We start from the raw sequence: 23,710 nt of genomic DNA on the forward strand, positions 1-23,710 counted from the left end.
CTCAGTCCTCCCAGTTCGTCGTCGGTTCGGGGCGGAGCGGGTATCGGCGCACGACCTCGATCGGCTCGAAGCCGAGGTCGTCGGCGACCGCGTTCGCGATCAGGTTGTCGGCCCCCAGGAACAGCCGGACCTCGTCGATATCCCAATCCGACGCCCACTCGAAGGTGGCCTGAAGGAGGCGCCGCAGATAGCCGCGCCGCCGGACTTCCCGTCTCACGAACGGGGTCTGAATGCGGACGTAGCGGGGGGGATCGAACATGGGTTCGTTCTCCTCGACGGAGCAGACGATCATGCCGTCGAGGCCGCCTTCTGCCGCCGCCAGCACGAACACGGCGCTCGTGGCCTCCTCGATATGCCGCCGAAACATGCGGCGGCGAGTCTCGAGCGCGTCGGTTCGGATCCGCCGGTACGCGGGGTTGAGCGCGTGCACGCGCATGTACTGGGTCCACATCGCGACGAGTTCCTCGATGTCCCCGATCACCGCCTTCCGTACGACGATTCCGTCAGACATGTCTGTCGGCCTCCGCTGGTCTTTCCGCCGGTCTTTCAGTTGGTTTTGCGCCGAAGTCGGGTTTGCGCTTCTCGACGAACGCGCGAACCCCCTCGAGGGCGTCGTCGGACGCGAAGCAGGCCCGCTGCGCGGCGGTCTCGTAGTCGAGCATCTCCTCGAAGCTGGCGGCGAGGGAGCGCCGGATCGCCTCCTTCGCGAGCCGCAGCGGGAGGGCGGGCTTACGCGCCAGGCGCCGCGCCCACTCGCGGGCCAGCGGCATGAGTTCATCGGCCGGGACGACGCGGTTCACGAGGCCCATGCGCTCGGCTTCCGCGGCAGGGATCATCTCGGCGAAAAAGAAGAGTTCCGCGGCGCGCGCGGGGCCGGCGAGCCGGGGCACGACGTAGGTGCCGCCCCAGTCGGGGTGGAGCCCGATGCGGTTGAAGGTCTGGCCGATGGTCGCCGTCTCGGAGGCGAGCCGGAGATCGCAGGCGAGAGCGAGATTCGCGCCCCCGCCCGCCGCCGGGCCGTTGATGGCGGCGATGACGGGCTTCGGCATGGCCCGGATCGCGGTGGCGACCTCGCGGCCCCCCTCGACGAGGGCGAGGGCCTCTTCGACGTCCTGTCTCTCGATGAGGCCGGTCATGTATTTCACGTCGGCGCCGGCGCAGAAGGCGCGGCCGGCCCCGGTGATGATGACCGCGCGTACGGCGTCGTCCGCGCCGAGCGCTTGGACGCCGCGGGCGATCTCGGTCCGCATCTCGCCGATGAAGGCGTTGAGCTTCTCCGGCCGGTTGAGCGTGAGCGTGCCGACGCCGTCTTCGATATCGAGGAGGACGTGCGTCGCGCTCATGCCGAACCCGCCCGTGTCATGTCGTCTCCGCGTCGCGGTGCACGAGGAGGGCGATCCCCTGGCCGACGCCGATGCACATCGTCACGAGGCCGTGGGATGCATCGCGCCGCCGCATCTCGTGCACGAGCGTCGTGATCAGCTTCGCGCCGGTGCAGCCGAGCGGGTGGCCGAGCGCGATCGCGCCGCCGTTCACGTTCACGCGGTCCGGGTCGAGTCCGAGTTCGCTGATGCAGGGGAGCGACTGCGCCGCGAACGCCTCGTTGAGTTCGATGAGGTCGATATCCTCGACGGTCAGCCCCGCCCGCCGGAGCGCCTTGCGCGTGGCGGGCACGGGTCCGATCCCCATCCGGTCCGGGTCCACGCCCGCGATCGCGGAGGCCCCGACCTCGGCCATCGGCTCGAGGCCGAGTTCCTCGGCGGCGGCCCGGCTCGTCATGAGGACCGCGGCCGCGCCGTCGTTGATGCCGGAGGCGTTCCCGGCCGTCACCGTGCCGTCGGCGCGAAACGCCGCCCGCAGCCGGGCGAGTTGCTCCGCGGTCGTGCCGGGGCGGGGGTGCTCGTCGCGCGCCACCCGCACGGGGTCGCCCTTCCGCTGCGGGACCTCGATCGGCGCGATCTCGTCGTCGAACCGCCCGGCCTCGATCGCCTCGGCGGCGCGCCGCTGGCTCTCGACCGCGAACGCGTCCTGGTCTCCCCGCCCGACGCCGTGCTCCTCCGCCACGACCTCCGCCGTCTCGGCGAGCGGGATCGTCCAGCGCTCGGGCATGGCGGGGTTCGCGAAGCGCCACCCGACGGTCGTGTCCGCGATGTGCGGAGGGACGCGCGAGAAGGCCCGGTCGGTCTTGAGCATCACCCAGGGGGCGCGGGACATGCTCTCGACCCCGCACGCGATGAAGGCGTCGCCCTCGCCGGCCCGGATCGCGTTCGCCGCCGTGACGGCGGCCTGCACCCCGGACCCGCACAGGCGGTTCACGGTCTGGCCGCCGACCTCGACCGGAAGGCCGGCCAGCAGCCCGGCCATCCGGGCCACGTTGCGGTTGTCCTCGCCCGCCTGGTTCGTGCACCCGGCGATCACGTCCTCCACGCGGCCGGGCGGCACCCCGGTCCGCTCGACGAGGGCGCGGATGGCGTGGGCGAGGAGGTCGTCGGCCCGGATCGAGGAGAGCGCGCCGCCCGCGCGCCCCACGGGCGTCCGGACGGCGTCGATGATGACCGGGGTGCGGTCCGCGTCGTTCACCGTGTCTCCCTCACCGCGTCTCCCACCGTGCCGGCGCGGCCCGAAGCGTCTCCGGCACGCCTGCCGCCGATCCCGCCACCCCTACCGCCCGGCGAACTCGGGCGCGCGCCGCTCCACGTAGGCGGCGAGGCCCTCGCGCGCGTCGTCTCCCTGGAAGAGGAGTTGCTGCAGTTCGCGCTCGATCGCGAGACCCTCCGAGAAGGGCACCTCGACCCCGCTGCACACCGACCGCTTGATGCGGCCCACGGCCCGCGACGCCTTGTGGGGCGGCGTGAACTGCCGCGCATATTCCATGATCTGGGCGTGGAACGACGCGTCGTCTCCCTCGAAGATCTTGTTGACGAGCCCCAGCTCGAGCGCCTCGTCGAAGCCGAACGTGCTCCCTTCCGCCATGAGTTCGATCGCCTTCGACTTGCCGAGCAGACGGCCGAGCCGCTGCGTCCCGCCCGTCCCCGGAAGCACGCCGAGGTTCACTTCCGGCAGCCCGATCTTCCCCGCGTCCGCCCGGGCGATCCGGATGTCGCAGGCGAGCGCGATCTCGAGCCCGCCCCCGACCGTATGTCCGTTGAGGGCGCCGATCACGAGCTTGGGCGTCTGCTCGAGGCGCGACAGCGTCTCGTTCGCGTGCAGGCAGAAGAAGTACTTGAAGTAGGGGTCCGAGGTCTGGAGCATCTTGATGTTCGCCCCGGCGGAGAAGAACCTGTCTCCCTCGCCCCGGATGACGATGACGTGTACGCCCTCGTCAAAGCGCGCGCGCAGGATCGCGTCGTCCAGGTCGCGCATCATCTCGTACGTGTACGTATTCGCCGGCGGGTCGTCGATCGTGAACACCGCGACGCCGTCCGCGACCGCATATCGAATCAGTGTGTCGGGCATCGTGTCGGGCATCGTGTCGGGCATCGTGTCGGGCATCGTGTCAGCCATGGATTCCTTCCTCTTGAGAACCACCCTGAAGATGACGTGCGAGAGGCCTCCGCGCGGGGGGGGTCCCCGGCTTCCGGCGGAGGGTCAAACTATCCCGGCTCACACCCGACGGACAGTGAGTTCGCCGACGGGATCGACCCCGCTCCGAACCGCAACGCGAACATCGTCCGGGGTGTCGTCACCACTGCGTCCTCGCGAACATGGAGCGTCGCGGTCGAGGCCCCGGCTGAAACGCGCGGGGCACGCTCCGAGGAGGAGAAGATCGGCTTGAAGCACGGGATGACCATCAGAACCGCATGCTGAGACGCGCCGGGCTCGGCGTCCTGTTCGGGACGGTGATGGTGGACATGATGGGCTTCGGCATCGTGCTCCCTCTGCTCCCGTTCTACGCCGAGGAACTGGGCGCCTCGCCGCGCTGGGTCACCCTCATCATCGCCTCGTTCTCCATCACGCAACTCGTGTCGGCCCCGATCTGGGGAAGGTTCTCCGATCGACTGGGACGCCGGCGTCTGCTCCTGATCGGGCTCTTCGCCTCGGCTCTCTCCTACCTCCTGTTCGCGCTGGCGGACAACCTGTGGCTGCTCCTGGTCTCGCGCGCGACGGCCGGCGCCGCCGGCGGGACGCTCGGGATCGCCCAGGCCTACGTTGCCGACTCCACCGAGGGGGAGGAGCGGGCCCGGGGTCTCGGCTTCATCGGAGCGGCGTCCGGTCTCGGCATCATGCTGGGTCCTGCCATCGGAGGGGCCTTCAGCCGCTTCGGACTGGGGGTCCCGGGCTTCGTCGCCGCCGGCCTGTGTCTGCTCAACCTGACGGCGGCCATGGTCCTGCTGCCGGAGTCGCGGCATTTCCGCTCCGGCCGGGCCGACGCGTCGAAGGGGGAGGCCGCGACCTTCAAGCTGTGGCTGCGGTCGCTGAGCCGCTTCCCGCTGCGCGTGCTGCTGGTCGTCTATCTGCTGACGATCGCCTGCTTCACCTCGATGACGTCGGTCCTCGCCCTCTACACGGAACGCGTGTTCGCGATGACGGCGGCGGACATGGGTCTCGTGTTCACCCTCGCGGGCGGCGTCACCGTGATCGTCCGCGGCGGGCTCGTGGGACGGATCGTGAAGCGGTTCGGCGAGCCGTCCACCGTGCGCGCCGGATGCCTGCTGCTCGCGCTCGGGGTGGGGGCGATCCCGTTCCTCTCCGACCGCTGGCAACTGTGGGTGCTCGTGCCGAGTTGGGCGTCGGCGACGGGGCTCATCTTCCCATCGCTCCACGCCCTCATCTCGCGGAACACGGACGAGCACTCGCAGGGTTCGGTGCTGGGAGGGAGCCAGGTGGCTGGCGGCCTGGGCCGGGTGGTGGCGCCACTCGCGGCGGGTTGGCTGTTCGAGTTGTACTCGATCAAGAGCCCGTTCCTGGTCGGGGCCGCGGCGTCGGCCGTTGCCCTGTGGCTGGCGCTCCGGATCCCCGCGGCGGTCGTCTCCAAGGCGGCTGAGAAGCTCGATCCCACCGATCGCTGGACCGGCCCGGTCGCCGCACACGAACCGCGCGACCAGCCGGACACCAAGTCGCCGTGACTCCGGCCGCGTCGTGAGCCCGCGGCCTCCCCGTGCCGCCGCCGGTGTCGGGCCGACGCACCGCTTCGCCGAGCAGGCGCAGTTCGTCTCGCTGCGCTGGGGGGAAGTGTCGGCGCTCCTCGTCCGTCCGCGCGAGCCACGGGCGATGCTCGCCTTCGCGCACGGGGCGGGGGCGGGGATCGAGCACGCCTTCATGTCCGACATGGCGCAGCGGCTGGCGGGGCGGGGGATCGCCTCGTTCCGGTACCACTTCCCCTACATGGAGGCGCGGGCTCTCTCCGGGCGCCGCCGGCCTCCCGACCGTCCGCCGGTGCTCGTGGAAACGGTGCGGGCCGCGGTAGCGAAGGCCGCCGCTCTGGGTAACGGGCTACCTCTCCTTGCTGGCGGAAAATCGATGGGCGGCCGAATGACGTCGACCGCCGCCTCCGAGGCCCCGCTCGCGGGCGTGGCCGGTCTCGTCTTCTTCGGCTTCCCCCTCCACGCCCCCGGCCGCCCGGAGTGCGCGGCCGAGCGCTCGGCCCACCTGGGTGACGTCTGCGTCCCCATGCTGTTCCTGCAGGGGACGCGCGACGCCCTCGCCCGCTGGGATCTGATCGAAGAGACGTGCGCTTCGTTAGGACCGCTCGCCACGCTGCACCGGCTCGAGGGCGCCGACCACTCCTTCCGCGTCCTCAAGCGAAGCGGCCGCACTAATGAGGATGTGGCAGACGACGTTGTGGCCCACGTGTCCGCTTGGGCTTGCCAGCTCGGCCCGGAGGAATAGCAGAGAGGCGTACCCTATTCTGCTAGAGCGCGAACGACCGCCTCCGGTTCGCGGTCGATGACGGTGAGCAGGACACGGGCCGCGCGGTCCGGGACCCGCCGCCCTTGTTCCCATTCCTGCACCGCCCGGACATCGAGCCCGAAGCGATCCGCGAACTTCTGGCGGCTCAGCTTCAATCGCTTTCGGAGCGCCACGATGTGCTCGGCGGCGGGGTCATCGACGATTCGGCAGGGAAGCGGCGTCGTGCCGCGCACATGAGCGAGCACTTCGCCGAGAGCCGCTTCCACCTCGCGCCCCACCTCCGTTCGCCGGGTCGTCATCGGTCTCGTTCCTCCTCCTTGATCGCGGCCGCAAGCCGCGATAGCACCTTTCTGTCCGCTGGACTCAGGTCTTCCTGATCCGCCTTCGCGTAGGCGGTCAGCAGGTAGATCGCGTCCGGACCCGCTTGACGGAAATAGATCGTGCGGATTCCACCCCGCTTGCCCCGTCCCGAGCCCGCCCAGCGCAACTTGCGAAGCCCTCCGGTTCCCCGGATGACGGGCGCGGCTGCCGGGTTGGCGACGATAGCCGCTTCCATCGCCCGCCGGTCTGCCTCTGGCAAGAGTTTGCGGACGGCGCGTTCGTAGGTTCGCGTAGTGAAGATTCGCATCGGCGAATGTGCGGCACTGCCGCATGGCTTGCAAGCAAGAATATGTCGGCTCCGGCGTCGAAGAATCCCTTCTGCCTCCAGCGACGCCGATGTGGCCGGCTCCCATAACCCATTTTCGAGTATACGTCCAGGTTATCAACGGCACGTATACGTTCAGCCGGGAGCTGAGGAATGAAGACCAAACTGACGATCACGATGGACTCCGACGTGGTCCGGGCCGCCAAGCGATACGCGCACGGTCGGCGTGTCTCCCTCTCATCGCTCATCGAAGCGTCGCTCAAGGAGATGGTGGAGGACGAGGATCCCTGCTTCACAGAGCGCTGGAGAGGACAGTTTCGAGCCGCGAGTCATGACGATCCCCGGTACAAGGCACTCGTCCGGAAGTACGTCTGATGGCCCCGGACACGGAGACCGTCGAACTCCTGCTACCTTGAGACCCCCGGCGCGGGGGTCCCGATGCCCGACTTCGACCTGTCCGTTGACGCTCGCGTCTGGTAGCCTCTTGCCCGTGGGGCAAGGCGACGGCCTCGCAGTGGGATCACACGGGTCGAGACCGAAGAGGCGCCGACCTGCACGATGACGTTCCCGCGGGAACGCCTTGTCACGACGCAATGCGATGCACGACTCCGAGAGGAGGAGCAGTGATATGAGCAAAGTGATGCTCGTCACCGGAGCTTCGGCCGGGATCGGCCGGGAGGTGGCGATCCTGCTGGCTCGGGAGGGCCACACGGTGTACGCCGGCGCCCGCCGGCTGGCCCGCATGCAGGATCTGACCGAACACGGCATCGCGCCCTTCCAGATGGACGTCACGAAGGAGGACGACAACGAGCGGGTCGTGAGCCGGATCATCGAGAGCGAAGGACGGATCGACGTCCTCATCAACAACGCGGGCTTCGGCCTCTACGGGCCCGTCGAGGACATTCCGCTCGAAGACGCGAGGTACCAGTTCGAGGTGAACCTGTTCGGCCTCGCCCACCTCACCCAGCTCGTCCTGCCGCACATGCGGGCGCAGCGCTCGGGCCGGATCATCAACGTCTCGTCCGTGGTGGGGAAGATCTTCGTGCCTCTCGGGGCCTGGTACGTGGCCACCAAACACGCGCTGGAAGGCTGGTCGGACTGCCTCCGCCTCGAGACCGCGCCGTTCAACATCCAGGTCGTCCTCGTCGAACCGGGCGCGATCAAGACCGAGTTCCTCGACGTGACCAGGGTGCGGTTGAACGAGTACTACGACGACACCGCGTACAAGGCACAGTTCGAACCGTTCTTCAAGATGTTCGACGATTCGAAAGCCATGGGCCGGAGCACCAGGGCCCACGTACTTGCCGAGGTGTTACTCGAGGCCGCGATGGCCCCCAGGCCCCGCCGGAGGTACGTCAAGGGCTCGATGGCGCGGCCCGCGCTCTTCATCAGGAAGTGGCTCGGCGACGGGATCTACGAATTCCTGCTGCGCCGCGCGTTCCGCTGACCCATAGGTTGGGGTTTTTGGTGCGACACCACCCGACCATCGAAAAGGGCGCGGAACCAATGGCGATCTGGAAAGCTGGAACCGGGACTTCGGGTCCTCTGTTGATGGCGGTGGCGGTCGTACTCGCGGGGTGCGGAGGTTCGACACCCGCGGACGAAGCGTTTCTCACCCGCGCGGAGCGCACGGAGTATCGCGAGACGAGTTCGCACGCCGATGTCGTGGACTTCCTGGAGCGCGCCGCGGCGAGCGATGTCGAAGATCCGAGTCCGGAGGCCGTCCGGCTTCCGGCAAGACGGTGGTCTACCTGCAGGGCAACATCCACGGGGGCAAGGTGTGCGGGAAGGAGGCGCTCCAGATGCTCCTGCGCGACCTCCTCGCCGGCCGGCACGGAGAATGGCGGGAGTCGATGGTCCTGCTCATCGCGCCGATCTACAACGCGGACGGGAACGAACGGGTGAACCTCGTGAACCGGCGGAGGACGTGCGGCGCATCGTCGCCGATGCCGATGCCGCCGGCGTGGCGGGGGATTCGCTCGCGCTGCGCGCCGCCCCCGAGCGCTCGGCCGCACCGGTCGACATCCTCATGGGCGCCACGTCCGAGGAAGCGCACCCCCCCACCGGGCGCCCGCTGCTCCTTCGGAGCGATACGCAGTACGTCGAGCCCATGTACGAGTACGGGACGTTCGCGCCGACGTTACGCGGGCGCGTGCCCGAGGCCTACCTGATTCCCGCCGGTCTGGGGGATGTCCTGACCCGGCTCGCGGCGCACGGCATCGCGCTCGAACCGGCCGGGGCGGCGCCCGTGGATGTAGAGGCGTTCCGCATCGATTCGGTGGGCACGGCCGAGCGACCGTTTCAGGGACGGAACGAGCAGACGCTCTTCGGCGCCTACGAGTCGAACCGAGTCGCGCCGGCCCCGGGCGACATGCTGGCGCGAACCGACCAGCCGCTCGGTTCCGTCTCCCGCTCAGCGATCTCCGGCCGGAGCGGACATACGGCTGGCGCTCAGCCGCTGGAGTCCGGGCTCGGCAAGTAGTAGGTGCGGGTGTCGAAGTCCGTCGTCCAGGATCCGTCAGCCGACGGGGACGACGACTCCCGCATGGATCGCGACGAACCTCGTGCCCTTGTAGCTCGAGAGCGCCGTCAGCCCGTGATAGGAGACCGCGTCCACGCCGATACTCAAACGGCCGGAGACCGCAAGTTCGACACCTCCGCCGACGGCGACGCCGGCGTCCGGCATGTCGGCGTTGAAGCGACCACATCTCCCGTCCACTCCCCGGCCGTCCTCTCCGCACCACAGCCGGATCGCAACCCACGGGCCGAACAGGATGCCCACCGACAGCCGACCGGAAGTGCGTGCGCGCAGAAGTGACGAGAGCTGCAGGTAGCTCGGGGAGACCCGGCCGCGCAGAGGCTCGCCGTTGGCGGCGCGCCCAACCGCGGCGCCCCCCTTTGCGGCGTACGTAGCGCCGACCCGCATTTCGACAGCATCCGAGAAGATTGGGACGCCAGGTCCGCTCCGAAGGTGAACGCACGCGCGGAATCGGTGAGGAAGCCGGGGCAGTCACTGTTTGGCGGACATGGTCCGAACACGACATCGTCCGTCACGACCATCCGCGCACTGCCCATCCCGGCGCGGAGGCCAAGGGTCGTCTGCGCGGCCGCAGGCAGCGCCATGGGGAGCAGAACCAGAGCAACCGCGATTCTGCGCAGGAGAACTCCCTCCCGCCGTCTGGAGAAGGGGACCGAGAGCTCGGGCCGCCCTCTCTTCAATTCGTCCCGTGCCGCCGCCGCGGAGCGTTTCAGGTATGACACGCGGCTCACCCGGGGGAGGGAGACATGGCGACGAGAAAGGCCGGGCTGGCGGTGCTGGCGCTCGCCATGCTGCCGGGCGGCTGCCTGGATTCGATCGGGCCGCACGTTCCGAATGAGGAGGATCTCCAAGGTGTGAGGGCACAGGCGACGGTCGCCATCCTCACGGAGACTCCGCCCACGGTCCGCGTCAGCGTGGATCTCCACAACAAGGGAACCGATCCGGCGATCTACCACTACTGCTCGATCACGGCGCGCGCGTACCGTGAGGGAGCCACCCGGCACAGCTACGAGGAGACTCCGTGGTTCGGCTGTACGTTCGGGCGCGGCCGCCGCACGCTCCAACCCGGGGCAAGCGTGAGGCTCAGGATCCAGCCCGTGGTGGAACTCCCCCCATTCCGCGGCCTCCCGCGGACCTACGTCGTCACCGCCTACCTGTCACGCCTCTACATCGGGCGCTGGGTGCGGGAAGAAATCGAACTGCATGCCGGTCGCGTGACCGTGGAGGAGCCTGGCGGGGGCTGAACGCCCGACCGAGACGGTCCAGCGCCGCTAGGGATCGCGCGCCAGGGACCTGAGCAGTCCGGCGATCATGAACAAGAGCACGACGCCCACGGGCAGGGCGGCGGCCATGGCTGCGGTCTGCAGGGCCTGGAGACCATCGGCAAGCAGGAGCACGGCGGCCACCACTCCCACGCCGAGCCCCCAGACGATGCGGAAACGCCGCGGGGGGTGAGGGTCGCCCATGCTCAGGAGGGTGGTGATGACCAGAGTGCCGGAGTCCGAAGACGTGATGAACCATGTCGCCAACAGGAGCGTGGCCACAGCGGACATGGCCCAGGCGAGCCAACTGATGTCGCTCATCCGGTCAATGGTCGCGTAGAGCGCGGCTTCGTAATTCGCACCCCGCACCAGTTCGATGATCCCGGCCGTTCCGACGCCGCCCGGGGCGTTGAGTTCCAAATGGATGGCGTTGCCGCCAAAAACCCCGATCCACAGCAGCGCCAGGCCAGTCGGGACAACCATCACGCCCAGGATGAACTCGCGCAGCGTGCGCCCGCGGGAGATGCGGGCGATGAACGTGCCGACGAAGGGCGCCCAGGAGATCCACCATCCCCAGTAGAAGATCGTCCAGGCGTTCTGCCACGCGGCGTGCCCCGGATCATCGGCGATCCACAATCCCATGGGCACCACGCGCCACAGGTACTCGCCGAGGGAGGTGGCAAGGAATTCGACGAGCCACGTGAAGGGGCCAAGAAACAGGAAGCACCCCAGCAGGAGAACGCTCAGACCGATGTTCCACTCGGACAGGATGCGGATCCCGCGGCTCACTCCGGATACCGCCGACAGCGTGGCCGCCAGCGAGATGGCGGCGATGAGCGCGACCTGCGTGACGAGACCCGGATCAACGCCGAGCAGCACGTCGAGTCCGGTGGCCATCTGGCTTGCCCCGAGGCCCAGGGAGGTCGCAATGCCGAAGACCCCGCCGAACACCGCCAGCAGGTCCACGAGGTCACCGATCGGGCCGTAGATTCGCTCGCCGATGAGCGGATACAGAGCAGAGCGCGGCGTCAACGGCAGCTTCTTGCGAAATCCGAAGTAGGCCAGACACAGTCCGACCACGACATAGACGGCCCATCCGTGTATGCCCCAATGGAAGTAGGCGACGCGCATGGCGTGCACGGCGCGCCGCTCGTCCAGCAACACGGCGCCCGCCAGGTCGGCGCCTGGGTTGTTGGGGTAACCCGCGGCATGGCTGTTGTCGAAATAGAAGATCGGTTCAGCGATGGAGAAGAACAGCAATCCGATCCCGACACCTGCCGAGAACAGCATGGCGAGCCAGGAGGACGTGCGGAACTCGGGTGAGGAAGCCTCGTCGCCGAGCCGGATCCTGCCGAACCGGCTGCAAACCAGGAAGAGGCAGGTGAACACGCTGGCGCAGACGGCCAAGACATAGAACCAGTCAAGCGTGCCCTCAATCCAGGCGCGGACGCGGTCGAACACGGCGCCAGCGGCGTCCACGTCCCAAACGGTGGCAAGGACGAAGACCAGAACGAGGCCCTTGGCGGCCAGCGCCATCCGGGGATTCAGCCCCTTCCACGGCCCGGCATCCGCCGTGGCTCGCCGGTGCCGCCCCCGGCTCATGGGTCCACGGTCGACGCGCTCACCACCTGTTGAAGATCAGTCCCTTGTTGACGCATCCCTGTACCGTAGCCAGGCGCGGGTGCAAGGGGAATCCGGCAGCCGCGGGAGAGCGCGATCCCGAAGCCGCCGAAAGCTCAGCCGGACGTTCCCGCGGGAACGCCCTCCGAGCTTGCGGTGCGGCGCTGTCATAATGAAGCCGATTCCAATACAATACGCCTTCATCGCGACGCTGGCGCAGGGGGACGACACTTGGGAGTACTCACGATCCGGAACGTGGACGACGACGTGATCGTCGCGCTCAAGCGGCGGGCCAAGGCCAACCATCGCTCGCTGGAGGGCGAACTGCGCCACCTGCTGGCCCGTCACGCGATCCGGCAGCCCACGCTCGGGGTCGTGCGCGAGCGGGCCCGGATGGCCGACGGCGGAGGATGGTTGGGGGCCATGAGCGACGTCGGTGAGATCGTCGGCGACATCGTCTCGCCGGCAGCCGATCCCTCCGAGTGGGCCGCACTGCGCCCCGAGGCCGCCAACCCGGACGACGATCAGACGCGGTGAAGCTGCTCCTCGATACCCACATCTGGCTCTGGAGCCTGCTGGATCCGGACCGGCTCTCCGCCCGGGCCCGCAGCGCCCTGGCCGACCCGGCGAACACCCTGGCGCTGTCCCCCGTAAGCGTCTGGGAGGCGTTGGTGCTCGCCGAGAAGGGACGTGTGCTTCTCCAGCCCGATCCCTGGAGCTGGATCCGTACGGCCCTCACCGTCCGGCCCGTGCACGAAGTCCCCGTGACATTCGAGGTCGCGTTCGGCAGCCGCGGCATCCGCCTCGGGTATGGGGATCCGGCCGATCGCTTCATCGCCGCCACCGCCAGGATACACGGCCTCACGCTGGTCACGGCGGACGCGTCGCTACTGCGGTGTCCCGACATCGGAGTGATCCCGGGCGCCTGACACCTTCGCTGCAACTGATAGGTTGGGTTGATCGTGTGACAGGATCCGACCTATGGAAAAGCGCGCGGAACGCATGGCGGCATGGAAGGCTGGAGCGGCGACTTCGGGTCGGCTGGCGGCATACACGGCGGTCGCGGCCGTACTCACGGCGTGCGACGCCGCCGCGCCCCCGGACACTGCGTTTCTCACGCGCGCGGAGCGCACAGAGTATCGGGAGACCAGTTCGCACGCCGATGTCGTGGACTTCCTGGAGCGCGCGGCGGCCAGCGATCCGTCGGTCCACTACACCACATACGGCTATACGAACGAGGGACGGGCGCTTCCCCTGGCCGTAGTGGCCGACGTCGAAGATCCGGGTCCGGCGTCCGTCAGAGCTTCCGGCAAGACCGTCGTCTACCTGCAGGGCAACATCCACGGCGGCGAAGTGTGCGGGAAGGAGGCGCTCCAGATGTTGCTCCGCGACCTTCTCGCCGGCCGCCACCGCGAATGGCGGGAGTCGATGGTCCTGCTGATCGCGCCCATCTACAACGCGGACGGCAACGAACGGGTGAGCCTCACGAACCGCGGCCGTCAGCACGGGCCGATCGGCGGGATGGGTCAGCGGCCGAACGCCCAGGGCTATGACCTGAACCGCGATCACATGAAGCTCGACTCGCCCGAAGCGCGGTCGGTGGCGCGGTTGTTCAGCGAATACGATCCGCACGTAGCCATCGATCTGCACACGACGAACGGGACGCGGCACGCCTACCATATCACGTACTCGCCCCCGCTCCACCCGAACACGCCGGCCGCGATCGACGACTTTCTCCGGGAGGGACTACTTCCCCACGTGACCGGGGAGATCCGGGCCAAGCACGGCTGGGAGTACTACTACTACGGGAACGCGTCCGCGCGCGGTGGGGACGCGCGCGGCTGGTACACCTTCGACCACCGCCCGCGGTTCAACAACAACTATCTCGGTCTCCGCAACAGGATCGGGATCCTGAGCGAGGCCTACGCCTACGCGAGCTTCGAGGAGCGCGTGCTCTCGACGCTGTACTTCGTCGAAGAGATCCTGGACTATGTGCATGAGCAGGCGGACGAGGTCCGCCGAATCGTCGCGGATGCCGATGCCGCCGGAGTGGTGGGCGATTCGCTTGCGCTGCGCGCCGCGCCCGAGCGCTCGGCCGCGCCGGTCGACATCCTCATGGGCGCCACGACCGAGGAAGCGCACCCCCTCACCGGGCGCCCGCTGCTGTTGCGGCGTGATACGCAGTACGTCGAGACGATGTACGAGTACGGGACGTTCGCCCCGACCCTGCGCGGGCGCGTGCCCCGGGCCTACCTGATTCCCGCCGGTCTGGAGGAAGTTCTGACACGGCTCGCGGCACACGGCATAGCGCTCGAGCCGGCGGAGGCGACGCCGATGGATGTGGAGGCGTTCCGTATCGATTCGGTACGGACCACCGAGCGGCCGTTCCAGGGGCGCAACGAGCAATCGCTCTTCGGGCGCTACGAGCCGGGCCGAGTCACCCCGGCCCCCGGAGACATGTGGGCCAGGGCCGACCAGCCGCTGGGACGTCTGCTGTTCAGCCTGGTGGAGCCGCAGTCCGACGACGGCTTCGCGAACTGGGGGTTTCTTGCGGACCGGCTGCGCGCCGGGGAGCTGTATCCGATTCTGCGGGTCCCGGGCGGCTGACGAGCGTACGCCAGTTACGGCAGACGGCATTAGCCACGATTATCCATCCGTGGATAACTATCCATTCGTAACTAAACCCGGATAACGACTAGCCCCTCCCAGCCCTCCGTTTCGCGCCTCGGCAGCAGCTCCGTCTGGGCCCGGCCTCGCTTCGGCACGTCGTGGCAGCGGCGGCAGCGCGCCTCGTAGGACTCGGAGCCTCCCACCTGGATCGTCGGTCCCTCAGCGGGCGCCGGCTTCCCGTCGATGAGGCGCTGGTTCCTCGTCGCCGGATCGCCGCACACGACGCAGATCGCGTGCAGCTTGTCGATCCGCTCCGCGCGCGCCAGGAGCAGACCCATGGGGCCGAAGGGCTCGCCGCGGAAGTCCATGTCGGTGCCGGCCACGATGACGCGCATCCCGGCATCCGCCAGCGCATCGGCAACCTCGCAGACGCCGTCGTCCAGGAACTGGGCCTCGTCGATGGCGATGACCTGCGTCGCCGGGCGAACCTTCTCGGCGATCTGCACGGAGTTGGACACGGGCTCGGCGTCGATCTCCCGGCCGTCGTGGGACGAGATCTGGAACTGGCCGCCGTAGCGGTCGTCGAGATGGGACTTGAAGAGCTGAACGCGCCGGCCGGCGATGAGGGCGCGCCGTACGCGCCGGATCAGCTCCTCGGACTTTCCGCTGAACATGACGCCGGCGACGACCTCGATCCACCCGTGTCTCGCCCTGTGCAGCATGGCTATTCCCGCCTACCGGTCATGGAATCCCTTCCCATCAAGCAGCCCCGCTTGTTCGACTTCGATCGCTTCACGCGTGTAGGCTTTAATCCTCTCTGCCATCCGCGCGACGTCCTCACCGCTGGTGAAGCGCATGCGGAACCCGGCACGAGAGTTGGGCCCCTGCCTCTCGAGAACGCCGTCCGGGTCTCTCAGCAGTGCGCCCTTGAAGAACAAGAGCGCGAGGAAGTCCTTCATTCTCTGGATGATGCAGATGTTCCTGCCGTCATGGGCGTAGCAAGGATTCCCCCACTTCAACTCTTCGGTCAGGCCGCATTCCAGGAGGATCTCTCGCAGCTGATCCGCTTCCTGCCGCCAACGCATGGCGTTGCTGAATGCCTTGTCGACCTCGGGGTTTCCGGCCATCGCTTTCGCCCCTCCGTGTTTCAGTTCTTCCGGATCTCCCCCAACGCTAACATCGTGTCGACGCCCTCGAACATGAACCGGGTACGGGCCGCGGGCGCGAAGGCGGCACGAGCCGAGAGAAGGAGCAGCGCCATGCACAAAGTCATGCTGGTCACCGGAGCATCGTCCGGCATCGGCCGTGAGGTCGCGATCCTGCTGGCTCGGAAGGGTCACAGCGTGTACGCTGGCGCCCGCCGTGTGGACCGCCTGGAGGATCTGGCCGAACACGGCATCACCCCCGTCGAGATGGACGTCACGAGGGGCGACGACAACGAGCGGGCCGTGAGCCGGGTCATCGAGAGCGAGGGATGCATCGATGTCCTGATCAACAACGCGGGCTTCGGCCTCTACGGGCCCGTCGAGGACATCCCGCTCGACGACGCCAGATACCAGTTCGAGGTGAACCTCTTCGGCCTCGCCCACCTCACCCAGCTGGTGCTGCCGCACATGCGGGCGCAGCGCTCGGGCCGGATCATCAACGTCTCGTCCATGCTGGGCAGGGTCTTCGTGCCCCTCGGGGCCTGGTACCACGCGACCAAGCACGCCCTGGAGGGCTGGTCGGACTGCCTCCGCTTCGAGACCGCACCGTTCAACATCAAGGTCGTTGTCATCGAACCGGGCGCGATCAAGACCGAGTTCGGCGACGTGATGAGAGCCCAGATGAGGAGATACTCCGGCGACACCGCATACAAGGCGCAGGTGGACTCGTTCCTCAAGCGGATGGACGACCCGCGCGCCATGGCACGCGGGACCGAAGCGGAGGTATTTGCCAAGGTGTTGGTCAAGGCCGCTACGACCGCAAAGCCCCGCCGGCGATATGTGGGCGGAGCGATAGCGCGGCCCATGATGTTCCTCAGGAGGTGGTTCGGCGACGGGATCTACGAATTCGTGCTGCGCCGTGCCTTCCGATGAAGTCACGGCCGCCACGGGAGAGGTCGCCGAGCCGACACACGTCTCGACACACGTCCAAACGTATGATACCATATCACTATGTCACGTGATACTACAGTTCGAGAATCCAGCCCCTCAGGCCGCTTCGTGCTTCGTATCGACCCCGGCCTGCACGGTGCGCTGCGCTCGGCGGCGCGTGCCGCGGCCACGTCGCTCAACGAGTACTGTGCCCGCAAGCTGGCGTCTCCCGGTGCGTGGCTGGACGAGGAGGCCTCCGACCTGATCGGGCGAGCGGCAAGACTGCTCGGCGAATCGCTGGTGGGTGTCGTCGCCTTCGGCTCATGGACGCGCGGCGAGAGCCGAGCGGCTTCGGACTTCGATGTGCTGTTGATCGCCGAGGAATGTGTCCCGATTACGAGGGAGCTGTATCGACGTTGGGACAGCGAGCCGGCACTTCATTGGCGCGGTCACGAGGTCGAGCCGCACTTCGTCCACCTCCCGGCGGAGGGAGCCGTACCTTCCGGTACGTGGGCGGAGGTGGCGACCGACGGCGTTGTGCTGCATGAGCGGGGTCTGGAGGTATCGGAACGGCTCGCGGGTATCCGCGGAATGATCTCGGCAGGCCGGATCTCCCGCCGCCGCGCCCACGGACAGTCGTATTGGGTGAGGGCCGGTTGATGCGGAACGTCGGGCTGGCCGCGGACTATGTCCGGCGGGCGAAGATCCGGCTCGGGGCCCTGGACGTGCTGTTCCGGGAAGAAAGCTGGCCGGACGTCGTTCGGGAATCGCAAGAGATTGTGGAGCTGGCGCTGAAGGGGCTACTGCGTTGGTGCGGTATCGACCCGCCCCGGATCCACGACGTCTCGGACGTGCTACTCACAGCGAAGGATCGCTTGCCGGCGGACCTGGCCCGCGAAGCCGAGGCACTGGCGGCAGCGTCCCGCCACCTCCGCAGGGACCGCGAACTCGCCTTCTACGGGGCCGAGGACCTGACGCCGAGCGGATTCTACTCGAGGGCGGACGCGGTGAGCGCTCGCGACGACGCGCGCCGAACGGTCGACGTGGTGTATCCGCATGTGATGGAAGGAGAGGGTTGACGCCGCCACAGTCCCGGCGGATGGTCGCGCCGATCGTGGGTTGACGAACTCAGGATGTGGTATCATGGTGTATGTATCATGATGACACGAACGCAACTCTCGTTTGAATCGGAGATGCTGCACGAAGCGCGTCGTCGCGCGCGCCGCCTCGGGATATCCCTGGCCGAGTACGTGCGACGGCTCGTGGCTGCGGATCTTGGCGGGGACGAACCGGCGGCGGACCCCAGCGCGGTCTTCAACCTCGGGCGCTCGCAGGGTTCCGATATCGCCCGGCGCAAGGACGCGATGGTCGCCGAGGCGTTCTCGGGCCAGCGGGAGTGACGCTCTTCGTTGACACCTCCGTCTGGTACGCTGCAGCCGACGCCGGGGATGAGAGCAACGCACGGGCGCGGGAGCTTCTCGGCACCGGCGAGCGGCTTGTCACCTCCGATCACGTTCTCGTGGAGAGTTGGACGCTCCTTCGGTTTCGCATTCACCGCGCTGCGGCCGAGACATTCTGGGACGGCCTGCGGAGCGGGATCGCACGGATCGAGACCGTGGGGCCCGCCGACCTGCACACCGCCTGGGCCGTTGGGCAAGCCTTTCCGGATCAGGATTTCTCACTCGTCGACCGCACCAGCTTCTCCGTGATGGAACGCCTGGGTGTCCACCGCGCCGCATCCTTCGACAACGACTTCGCGGTCTACCGCTTCGGCCCCCGGCGCGCCCGGGCCTTTCAGGTAGTGCGCTGACCCGGCCCGGTTGCGTCAAGCACCCCGCGAACCGTTACGAGGTGCTGGCCAGGAAGTACTCCCGCGCGTTGTGCCGACATTCCCGCGGGAACGCCTCGACGTCGACCCGCCACGGCGCCGCGCTCAACAGGCGATGCGCTGGGGCCGGCAGCCCGGGATTGCCGTTCTGCGTACGTAGCGGGCCACCTCGCCCATTCCGTCGACGCCGATTCGGGCTCCCAGCGTCTGGTTGTAGTTCGTCGTGCCGTTGATGTCGTACGTGTAGCGGTGGCCCCACGCGTCCCGCACGTATTCGATGCCGGCGATCTCGATCCCCTCCTCGTTGCAGAGCCGGATGTACCGCTGCACCAGCGGGTCATCCTCCGCGACCGGCGAGGGGTTGAAGAGACCGGGGCCGGTCGGGCACACCTGGAGCTTCTCTTCCTCGTCCCTCCCGGAGGGCATCGGATTGCACGCATCCGAGGGGCAGAGCTCGAACCCGCCGACCGTGGAACTCCGCATGGCGAACACGAAGCGGCCGCCCACGATCTCCACTCGCGTGATGAACGGTTCCGGGGCGCGGATGTACTGCTGGAGGATCATCCGGGCGCCGGGCCCCGCGTCAAAGCCGTCGCCGTCGAGATGCCCCTCGAGTTCACCGGCGTCGTGGAAGAGATGGATCCCCAGGCCCTTGCCCCCCTGGTCGTGCTTCGTGATGAACGGGCCGTCGAAGGTGGCGGCCGCTTCGAGCAGGTGCTTCCTCCCCACCGCCAGCACCGTGCGAGGGGTCCGGATCCCGTGCCGCCGCAGGACGAGGTCTTGCCGGAGCTTGCTCATCTCCAACTCGAAGGCGCCGAGCCCGTTGATCACGCGGCGGCCGTGGGACTCCAGCCAGTACAGGAACTGCCGCGCCAGCTCCACCGTGTGGACGTGGCCCCGCGTGTGCGACGATGGGCTGATGCGGTTGATCCAGACGCCCTCGGGAGGAGGTTTGGCCGGGTCGACGAGCCCCTCGTTCACATGCACGAGGCGGACCCGGAAGCCCTCCCGCGCGAGCGCCTCCTGAAGGGGCGGAATCCAGGCCGGGTTTTCGTACAGGACATGTATCTTCGGCAGAACGGGGCGGATCATGGGTTTTCTCCCAGGTTGAACCGGTTGAACAGGTTGAACAAGCTTCGGGACGAGGCGGAAGACGACGGCGGGCGGCGCATCAGGGCACAAAAAAACCGCCCGGGTCGGCGGACCGGGGCGGCTCGAAAACGGTTTGAGCTAGAGGCTCAGCGCATCAACACACCCGGATCCACGCGTCGTGGAGACACGAACACATACAGGTACAGACGCAGGTCGCTCCGCGGGCGCGGAGAGGTCGGATGTCGGGCGCGTGGATCATGGCGCGAGAAGATGCGTGGGTGGGCATCGCGGAGCAACTTTTTGGCAGCAGGAGGATGAGTCATGGTCCCGTGGGTTGGTAGCGCTGGACCGCGATTTCACTCGTGCGGGCCCGCATCCGCGCGGCGTCGTGCCACGCCTGCATCCGCAGCAGCATGTCCATGCTCACGCCGAACGCCTTCTCAATGCGCAGCGCCATCTCCGGGGAAAGCGCGGCCTTGCCGTTCAGGAGTGAAGAGAGCGTCGCTCGCCGCACGCCGAGGATCCCGGCGGCCTTCGTCACGTTCAAGCCGAGTTCATCGATGACCTCGGTGCGAACGAACTCGCCGGGATGGGAGGGAGTCATGTTCACCTTGATTCCGCGATCAGACATCAGTGGTACTCCTCTCCGCCCGCTCGCCGTGCCTGTGCGAGTTCATAGCTTGCCTGCATCCGCATCCAGTGATCCGCGCTGCCCCAGCCGACCGCCTCCAACGCCAGGGCCATTTTGGCGGAAACGCCTGCCCTGCCGTTGAGCAGCCGCGACAGCGTCCCGCGCTCGCACCCCAGACGGGCCGCCGTCTCGGTCACATTCCATCCGACCTCTTCCATGCTCTCTCCGATCAGCTCGCCCAGGTGCGGGGGACTTGGCATCGGCGCCACGCGCTCGCTGTTGACGTCGTTCATGCTCTGTTCTCCCTTCCGGGCTGTTGGAGCCAGCGTGTGCGCACGCGACTACGCGAGTCCTTGGCGATGCGGACCAAAGCTTTCCCCAAGCAGTCGCAATATCGTTACCTTGGAACTTGCGGCGACTCCGCCGAGGCGACGACCCTGGCCGGCGGTGTGGCGGCCGAAACTGGAACTCCGATGGACAGGTTGAACAAGCCCATGAACTGGCGAGACCACATTACCGTCGATCCCGAGATCTGCCACGGAAGAGCCTGCATCACCGGCACTCGGGTCCTCGTGACGACCGTACTCGATAATCTAGCGGCGGGACTGGATTCCCAGGCAATCGTCGAAAGCTACCCTTCGGTCACACCCGAAGCCGTCCGCGCGGCGATATGCTACGCCGCCGAGCTGGCCAAGGAGCGGGTTCTCTCGTTCTCCGGCTAGGAGATCCAGCGTGAAGTACAAGCTGGACGAGAACCTTCCTCGGGATCTCGCTGCGCTGTTCCGTGATTCCGGACATGACGCGGTGACGGTTCTCGACCAGGGACTGAGTGGAGCGAGCGATTCCCGGCTCGCGTCGATCTGTGTCTCGGAGGATCGTGCCATCGTGACGCTCGACAAGGACTTCTCGGACATCCGCGCCTACCCGCCAAGCCGGTTCGCCGGGCTGGTGGTTTTTCGACTTCAAAACCATGCACGGGACCATGTGCTCAGGATCGGTCGCCGATTCCTGCGGGCGGTGCAAGACACCGATCTCCAAGGCCAACTCTGGATCGTGGAAGAAACGAGAATTCGCGTAAGAGACTGACCCGCCGAAGTGCGTCCGGCGTAGCGCGGAGAGCATTGTGAATCGGAGCTTAGTGAGCGACGAATGGTGACGATCCCATGAGCGTCCGTCTGGTGCCCGGCTTCGTCCGCATTGCGCATGGCGGTACGGGAGATGTCGAATTGACTCTGCGAGCTCCCCAGGATCTTGTACGCGCGCAATCCCTACTTGACAGGAGCTATCACGAGGCGGGGGAGAGCCTATGACCCATACGGAGATCGTCAGCTTCATCTGGGATGTCGCGAACCTGATTCGGGACACCTTCAAGCGGGGGAAGTACCAGGACGTGATCCTCCCGCTGACCGTGCTGCGGCGGCTCGACTGCGTGCTCGCGCCGACGAAGGCGAAGGTGCTCGCGCGGAAGGCCGAACTGCGGGGGCTGGGCCTCGAAGACATGGACGCGCAGCTCAAGAAGGCCTCGGGGTTCGCCTTCTACAACACGTCGCGATACGACTTCGAGCGCCTCCTCGGCGACGCGCCGCAACTGGCCGCGAACCTGCGCAACTACATCGTCGGGTTCAGCGATGACATGAGGGAGGTCATCGAGCGGTTCGACTTCGACAACACGATCAGCAAACTCGACGAGTCGCAGCTGCTGTACCAGGTGGTGGAGCGGTTCGGGACGCTGGACCTCCATCCCGACGCGATCGACAACGCGACCATGGGAACGATCTTCGAGGAGCTGATCCGGAAGTTCAACGAGGCGCTGGACGAGAACCCCGGCGAGCACTTCACGCCGCGGGACGTCGTCCACCTCATGGTCGAGCTGATGCTGGCGGGAGACGAGGAGGAACTCTCGCGCGTGGGCACCGTGCGCAGCGTCTACGACCCCTGCTGCGGCTCCGGCGGCATGCTGATGATCGCCAAGCAGCGCATCCTCGAGGGCAGGGAGGAGAACGGCGAACTCCTCCGGCGTCCGATCAATCCCGATGCGGACATCCACCTGTTCGGGCAGGAGGTGAACCCCGAGACGTGGGCGATATCGAGGTCGGACTTCTTCATGAAGGACCCGGAGGGCCACGACGCCAAGAGGATCGCCTTCGGCAGCGTGCTCTCCAACGACCGGCACGCGGGCCAACGCTTCGACTACCTGATCGCCAATCCTCCCTACGGAAAGGACTGGAAGCGCGACAAGGACGCGGTCAAGGCGGAACACGAGCGCGGGGCCGCCGGCCGTTTCGGTCCCGGACTCCCGAGGATCAGCGACGGGCAGACGCTGTTCCTCCTGCACATGCTCGCGCGCGCGAAGCCGCCGGAGAAGAGCGGGACGCGGATCGCGATCATCATGAACGGCTCGCCGCTCTTCACCGGCGACGCGGGCAGCGGCGAGAGCGAGATCCGCCGTCACATCCTGGAGAACGAGCTGCTCGAGGCGCTGATCGCGCTCCCCGAACAGCTCTTCTACAACACCGGCATCGGCACCTACATCTGGCTCCTCACGAACCGCAAGGCGCCGGAGCGCGCGGGCAAGGTCCAGCTCATCGACGCCACATCCTTCTGGTCGCCGCTCAAGAAGAGCCTCGGGGACAAGCGGCGCGAGATCCCGCCGGAGGCGGCGGTAGACATCCTGACGCTCCTGCGGGGGTGCGAAGACGGCGATACCCGCCCCGTGCCCGGCGACGATGGCGAAGAGGACGTGACAGTCAGCCGCGTCTTCCCGGCGACGCGATTCGGGTTCCGGAAGATCACGGTGGAACGCCCGCTGCGGCTCAACTTCCGGGCGAGCGGGGAGCGGATCGCCCGGCTGGACGAGCAGACGACGTTCGCGAACCTGGCCAAATCTCGAAAGCGCGGCGAGGCGGGGAAGCGCGAGGAGGCGGAAGGCCGGGCGCTGCAGGCATCGATCAAGGCGGCGCTCGGGACGCTGCCGGACGCCCTCTACAAGAATCGGGAGGCGTTCGCCGCCGAACTGGACGGGGCCATGGAAGGGACGGGGATCAAGCTACGGGTTCCCCTGCGGAAGGCGATCCTCAAGGCGCTCTCGGAACGCGACGAAACGGCGGAGATCTGCCACGCCGCGAACGGCGATCCGGAGCCCGACCCGAAGCTTCGGGACACCGAGCGCGTCCCGCTCCCGGATGGCGACGACCCGGTGGACGACGACGGGATTCCGGAAAGCGTGCGGGAGTTTTTCGATCGAGAGGTCAAGCCGCACGCGCCCGACGCGTGGATCGACGCGACGAAGCGCGACCGGCACGACGGGAACGTCGGTATCGTGGGATACGAGATCAACTTCAACCGCTACTTCTACCGCTTCAAGCCGCCCCGCCCGCTCGAAGAGATCGAAGCGGATATCGGGACAATCGGAGCCGAGATCGTGGAGATGCTGCGGGAGGTGGCGCGGATTCCCTACACCCCGGAGGCCTGACCCGCGCCGGCGTCAACGGAATTGTTGACAACGAATCTGTTGACGACGCGCCTCCTCCCGCGAGGCAACCTTCGCGGCGACCGTC

Annotated in this window: 30 protein-coding genes and 1 pseudogene; 18 read left to right on the forward strand and 13 right to left on the reverse strand. The window is 67.5% G+C overall.

What is annotated here, in order from left to right; translation table 11 throughout:
• Position 1 precedes the first annotated feature (1 nt).
• The 4 genes from ACOQPP_RS01815 to ACOQPP_RS01830 form a co-directional block, all read right to left on the reverse strand.
• Complete coding sequence (locus ACOQPP_RS01815; protein WP_419165488.1) at positions 2-511, reverse strand: GNAT family N-acetyltransferase; 510 nt, start codon at positions 509-511, stop codon at positions 2-4.
• Positions 504-1,343 (reverse strand): enoyl-CoA hydratase/isomerase family protein, encoded by an 840-nt coding sequence (locus tag ACOQPP_RS01820; RefSeq protein ID WP_419165489.1) that lies wholly within the window; start codon positions 1,341-1,343, stop codon positions 504-506. Before ACOQPP_RS01820 ends, ACOQPP_RS01815 begins: the two co-directional genes overlap by 8 nt.
• A gap of 16 nt (positions 1,344-1,359) precedes the next feature.
• Entirely contained in the window at positions 1,360-2,580 is a 1,221-nt protein-coding gene (locus ACOQPP_RS01825) for a thiolase family protein (protein WP_420635761.1), read from the reverse strand.
• 81 nt (positions 2,581-2,661) lie between these two features.
• Positions 2,662-3,504 (reverse strand): enoyl-CoA hydratase/isomerase family protein, encoded by an 843-nt coding sequence (locus ACOQPP_RS01830; RefSeq protein ID WP_420635762.1) that lies wholly within the window; start codon positions 3,502-3,504, stop codon positions 2,662-2,664.
• A gap of 296 nt (positions 3,505-3,800) precedes the next feature.
• On the opposite strand from ACOQPP_RS01830, the gene ACOQPP_RS01835 reads away from it, so the two are divergent.
• Together ACOQPP_RS01835 and ACOQPP_RS01840 are read left to right on the forward strand one after the other, a co-directional pair.
• Positions 3,801-5,066 (forward strand): MFS transporter, encoded by a 1,266-nt coding sequence (locus ACOQPP_RS01835; protein WP_419165492.1) that lies wholly within the window; start codon positions 3,801-3,803, stop codon positions 5,064-5,066.
• Positions 5,067-5,079: 13 nt separating this feature from the next.
• Entirely contained in the window at positions 5,080-5,829 is a 750-nt protein-coding gene (locus ACOQPP_RS01840; RefSeq protein WP_419165493.1) for an alpha/beta family hydrolase, read from the forward strand.
• A gap of 14 nt (positions 5,830-5,843) precedes the next feature.
• Here the strand turns inward: ACOQPP_RS01840 and ACOQPP_RS01845 are convergent, their stop codons facing one another.
• Both ACOQPP_RS01845 and ACOQPP_RS01850 read right to left on the reverse strand, forming a co-directional pair.
• Positions 5,844-6,149 (reverse strand): helix-turn-helix domain-containing protein, encoded by a 306-nt coding sequence (locus ACOQPP_RS01845; RefSeq protein ID WP_419165494.1) that lies wholly within the window; start codon positions 6,147-6,149, stop codon positions 5,844-5,846.
• On the reverse strand, positions 6,146-6,478 hold the full coding sequence (locus ACOQPP_RS01850; RefSeq protein ID WP_419165495.1) for a type II toxin-antitoxin system RelE/ParE family toxin: 333 nt from the start codon (positions 6,476-6,478) through the stop codon (positions 6,146-6,148). Before ACOQPP_RS01850 ends, ACOQPP_RS01845 begins: the two co-directional genes overlap by 4 nt.
• A gap of 171 nt (positions 6,479-6,649) precedes the next feature.
• Between ACOQPP_RS01850 and ACOQPP_RS01855 the strand changes: the two genes are divergently transcribed.
• The 4 genes and pseudogenes from ACOQPP_RS01855 to ACOQPP_RS01870 all read left to right on the forward strand — a co-directional run bounded on the left by ACOQPP_RS01855 (position 6,650) and on the right by ACOQPP_RS01870 (position 8,978).
• Entirely contained in the window at positions 6,650-6,871 is a 222-nt protein-coding gene (locus ACOQPP_RS01855; RefSeq protein WP_419165496.1) for a DUF6364 family protein, read from the forward strand.
• A gap of 253 nt (positions 6,872-7,124) precedes the next feature.
• Positions 7,125-7,943, forward strand: coding sequence for an oxidoreductase (locus tag ACOQPP_RS01860; RefSeq protein WP_419165497.1), 819 nt, complete (start codon positions 7,125-7,127; stop codon positions 7,941-7,943).
• A 130-nt stretch (positions 7,944-8,073) separates the two neighbouring features.
• Positions 8,074-8,394, forward strand: a pseudogene (locus ACOQPP_RS01865) (M14 family zinc carboxypeptidase); the annotation flags it as partial.
• 29 nt (positions 8,395-8,423) lie between these two features.
• On the forward strand, positions 8,424-8,978 hold the full coding sequence (locus ACOQPP_RS01870; RefSeq protein ID WP_420635979.1) for a hypothetical protein: 555 nt from the start codon (positions 8,424-8,426) through the stop codon (positions 8,976-8,978).
• Positions 8,979-9,014: 36 nt separating this feature from the next.
• Here the strand turns inward: ACOQPP_RS01870 and ACOQPP_RS01875 are convergent, their stop codons facing one another.
• Positions 9,015-9,422, reverse strand: coding sequence for a hypothetical protein (locus ACOQPP_RS01875; protein ID WP_419165498.1), 408 nt, complete (start codon positions 9,420-9,422; stop codon positions 9,015-9,017).
• Positions 9,423-9,781: 359 nt separating this feature from the next.
• Between ACOQPP_RS01875 and ACOQPP_RS01880 the strand changes: the two genes are divergently transcribed.
• Positions 9,782-10,279 carry a hypothetical protein gene (locus ACOQPP_RS01880; protein WP_419165499.1) on the forward strand — a complete coding sequence of 166 codons (498 nt, stop codon included), beginning with the start codon at positions 9,782-9,784 and terminating at the stop codon, positions 10,277-10,279.
• 27 nt (positions 10,280-10,306) lie between these two features.
• Here the strand turns inward: ACOQPP_RS01880 and ACOQPP_RS01885 are convergent, their stop codons facing one another.
• The gene (locus ACOQPP_RS01885; RefSeq protein WP_419165500.1) at positions 10,307-11,833 is read right to left on the reverse strand and encodes a BCCT family transporter; all 1,527 of its coding nucleotides are present in this window, start codon (positions 11,831-11,833) and stop codon (positions 10,307-10,309) included.
• Positions 11,834-12,148: 315 nt separating this feature from the next.
• On the opposite strand from ACOQPP_RS01885, the gene ACOQPP_RS01890 reads away from it, so the two are divergent.
• The 3 genes from ACOQPP_RS01890 to ACOQPP_RS01900 are packed head-to-tail and all read left to right on the forward strand — an operon-like array spanning position 12,149 to position 14,524.
• Positions 12,149-12,454 carry a FitA-like ribbon-helix-helix domain-containing protein gene (locus ACOQPP_RS01890; protein WP_419165501.1) on the forward strand — a complete coding sequence of 102 codons (306 nt, stop codon included), beginning with the start codon at positions 12,149-12,151 and terminating at the stop codon, positions 12,452-12,454.
• Entirely contained in the window at positions 12,451-12,846 is a 396-nt protein-coding gene (locus ACOQPP_RS01895) for a type II toxin-antitoxin system VapC family toxin (RefSeq protein ID WP_419165502.1), read from the forward strand. The genes ACOQPP_RS01890 and ACOQPP_RS01895 overlap by 4 nt, the downstream gene beginning before the upstream one ends.
• Positions 12,847-12,898: 52 nt before the next feature.
• Entirely contained in the window at positions 12,899-14,524 is a 1,626-nt protein-coding gene (locus ACOQPP_RS01900; RefSeq protein ID WP_419165503.1) for a M14 family metallopeptidase, read from the forward strand.
• 71 nt (positions 14,525-14,595) lie between these two features.
• On the opposite strand, the gene ACOQPP_RS01905 is transcribed toward ACOQPP_RS01900, so the two are convergent.
• Together ACOQPP_RS01905 and ACOQPP_RS01910 are read right to left on the reverse strand one after the other, a co-directional pair.
• The gene (locus ACOQPP_RS01905; RefSeq protein WP_419165504.1) at positions 14,596-15,249 is read right to left on the reverse strand and encodes a thymidine kinase; all 654 of its coding nucleotides are present in this window, start codon (positions 15,247-15,249) and stop codon (positions 14,596-14,598) included.
• A gap of 12 nt (positions 15,250-15,261) precedes the next feature.
• Positions 15,262-15,654, reverse strand: a complete 393-nt coding sequence (locus ACOQPP_RS01910) for a DUF1801 domain-containing protein (protein ID WP_419165505.1) — start codon at positions 15,652-15,654, stop codon at positions 15,262-15,264.
• Positions 15,655-15,786: 132 nt separating this feature from the next.
• Here ACOQPP_RS01910 and ACOQPP_RS01915 point away from each other — a divergent pair, with 132 nt between their 5' ends.
• From ACOQPP_RS01915 to ACOQPP_RS01935, 5 genes are all read left to right on the forward strand, one after another.
• Positions 15,787-16,605: an oxidoreductase gene (locus ACOQPP_RS01915; protein ID WP_419165506.1), complete on the forward strand. Its 819-nt coding sequence runs from the start codon at positions 15,787-15,789 to the stop codon at positions 16,603-16,605.
• 78 nt (positions 16,606-16,683) lie between these two features.
• On the forward strand, positions 16,684-17,262 hold the full coding sequence (locus ACOQPP_RS01920; protein WP_419165507.1) for a toxin-antitoxin system HicB family antitoxin: 579 nt from the start codon (positions 16,684-16,686) through the stop codon (positions 17,260-17,262).
• On the forward strand, positions 17,262-17,681 hold the full coding sequence (locus tag ACOQPP_RS01925) for a HEPN domain-containing protein (protein WP_419165508.1): 420 nt from the start codon (positions 17,262-17,264) through the stop codon (positions 17,679-17,681). Before ACOQPP_RS01920 ends, ACOQPP_RS01925 begins: the two co-directional genes overlap by 1 nt.
• A 78-nt stretch (positions 17,682-17,759) precedes the next feature.
• On the forward strand, positions 17,760-18,002 hold the full coding sequence (locus tag ACOQPP_RS01930; protein ID WP_419165509.1) for a hypothetical protein: 243 nt from the start codon (positions 17,760-17,762) through the stop codon (positions 18,000-18,002).
• Positions 17,999-18,412 (forward strand): type II toxin-antitoxin system VapC family toxin, encoded by a 414-nt coding sequence (locus ACOQPP_RS01935; protein WP_419165510.1) that lies wholly within the window; start codon positions 17,999-18,001, stop codon positions 18,410-18,412. The genes ACOQPP_RS01930 and ACOQPP_RS01935 overlap by 4 nt, the downstream gene beginning before the upstream one ends.
• Before the next feature lie 123 nt (positions 18,413-18,535).
• Here the strand turns inward: ACOQPP_RS01935 and ACOQPP_RS01940 are convergent, their stop codons facing one another.
• The 3 genes from ACOQPP_RS01940 to ACOQPP_RS01950 form a co-directional block, all read right to left on the reverse strand.
• Positions 18,536-19,522: an ATP-grasp domain-containing protein gene (locus ACOQPP_RS01940; RefSeq protein WP_420635763.1), complete on the reverse strand. Its 987-nt coding sequence runs from the start codon at positions 19,520-19,522 to the stop codon at positions 18,536-18,538.
• A 319-nt stretch (positions 19,523-19,841) separates the two neighbouring features.
• Positions 19,842-20,153, reverse strand: a complete 312-nt coding sequence (locus tag ACOQPP_RS01945; protein WP_419165512.1) for a HigA family addiction module antitoxin — start codon at positions 20,151-20,153, stop codon at positions 19,842-19,844.
• A complete protein-coding gene (locus tag ACOQPP_RS01950) occupies positions 20,153-20,446 on the reverse strand; it encodes a HigA family addiction module antitoxin (RefSeq protein WP_419165513.1) in 294 nt (97 codons plus the stop codon). Before ACOQPP_RS01950 ends, ACOQPP_RS01945 begins: the two co-directional genes overlap by 1 nt.
• A 66-nt stretch (positions 20,447-20,512) precedes the next feature.
• Here ACOQPP_RS01950 and ACOQPP_RS01955 point away from each other — a divergent pair, with 66 nt between their 5' ends.
• From ACOQPP_RS01955 to ACOQPP_RS01965, 3 genes are all read left to right on the forward strand, one after another.
• Complete coding sequence (locus ACOQPP_RS01955) at positions 20,513-20,875, forward strand: DUF433 domain-containing protein (RefSeq protein ID WP_419165514.1); 363 nt, start codon at positions 20,513-20,515, stop codon at positions 20,873-20,875.
• Between the two features lie 10 nt (positions 20,876-20,885).
• A complete protein-coding gene (locus ACOQPP_RS01960; RefSeq protein WP_419165515.1) occupies positions 20,886-21,239 on the forward strand; it encodes a DUF5615 family PIN-like protein in 354 nt (117 codons plus the stop codon).
• Positions 21,240-21,459: 220 nt separating this feature from the next.
• Positions 21,460-23,625 (forward strand): type I restriction-modification system subunit M, encoded by a 2,166-nt coding sequence (locus tag ACOQPP_RS01965; RefSeq protein ID WP_419165516.1) that lies wholly within the window; start codon positions 21,460-21,462, stop codon positions 23,623-23,625.
• Positions 23,626-23,710 lie beyond the last annotated feature (85 nt).

This window comes from Candidatus Palauibacter sp., from assembly GCF_965222475.1.
In the GTDB taxonomy this organism is placed as follows: domain Bacteria; phylum Gemmatimonadota; class Gemmatimonadetes; order Palauibacterales; family Palauibacteraceae; genus Palauibacter.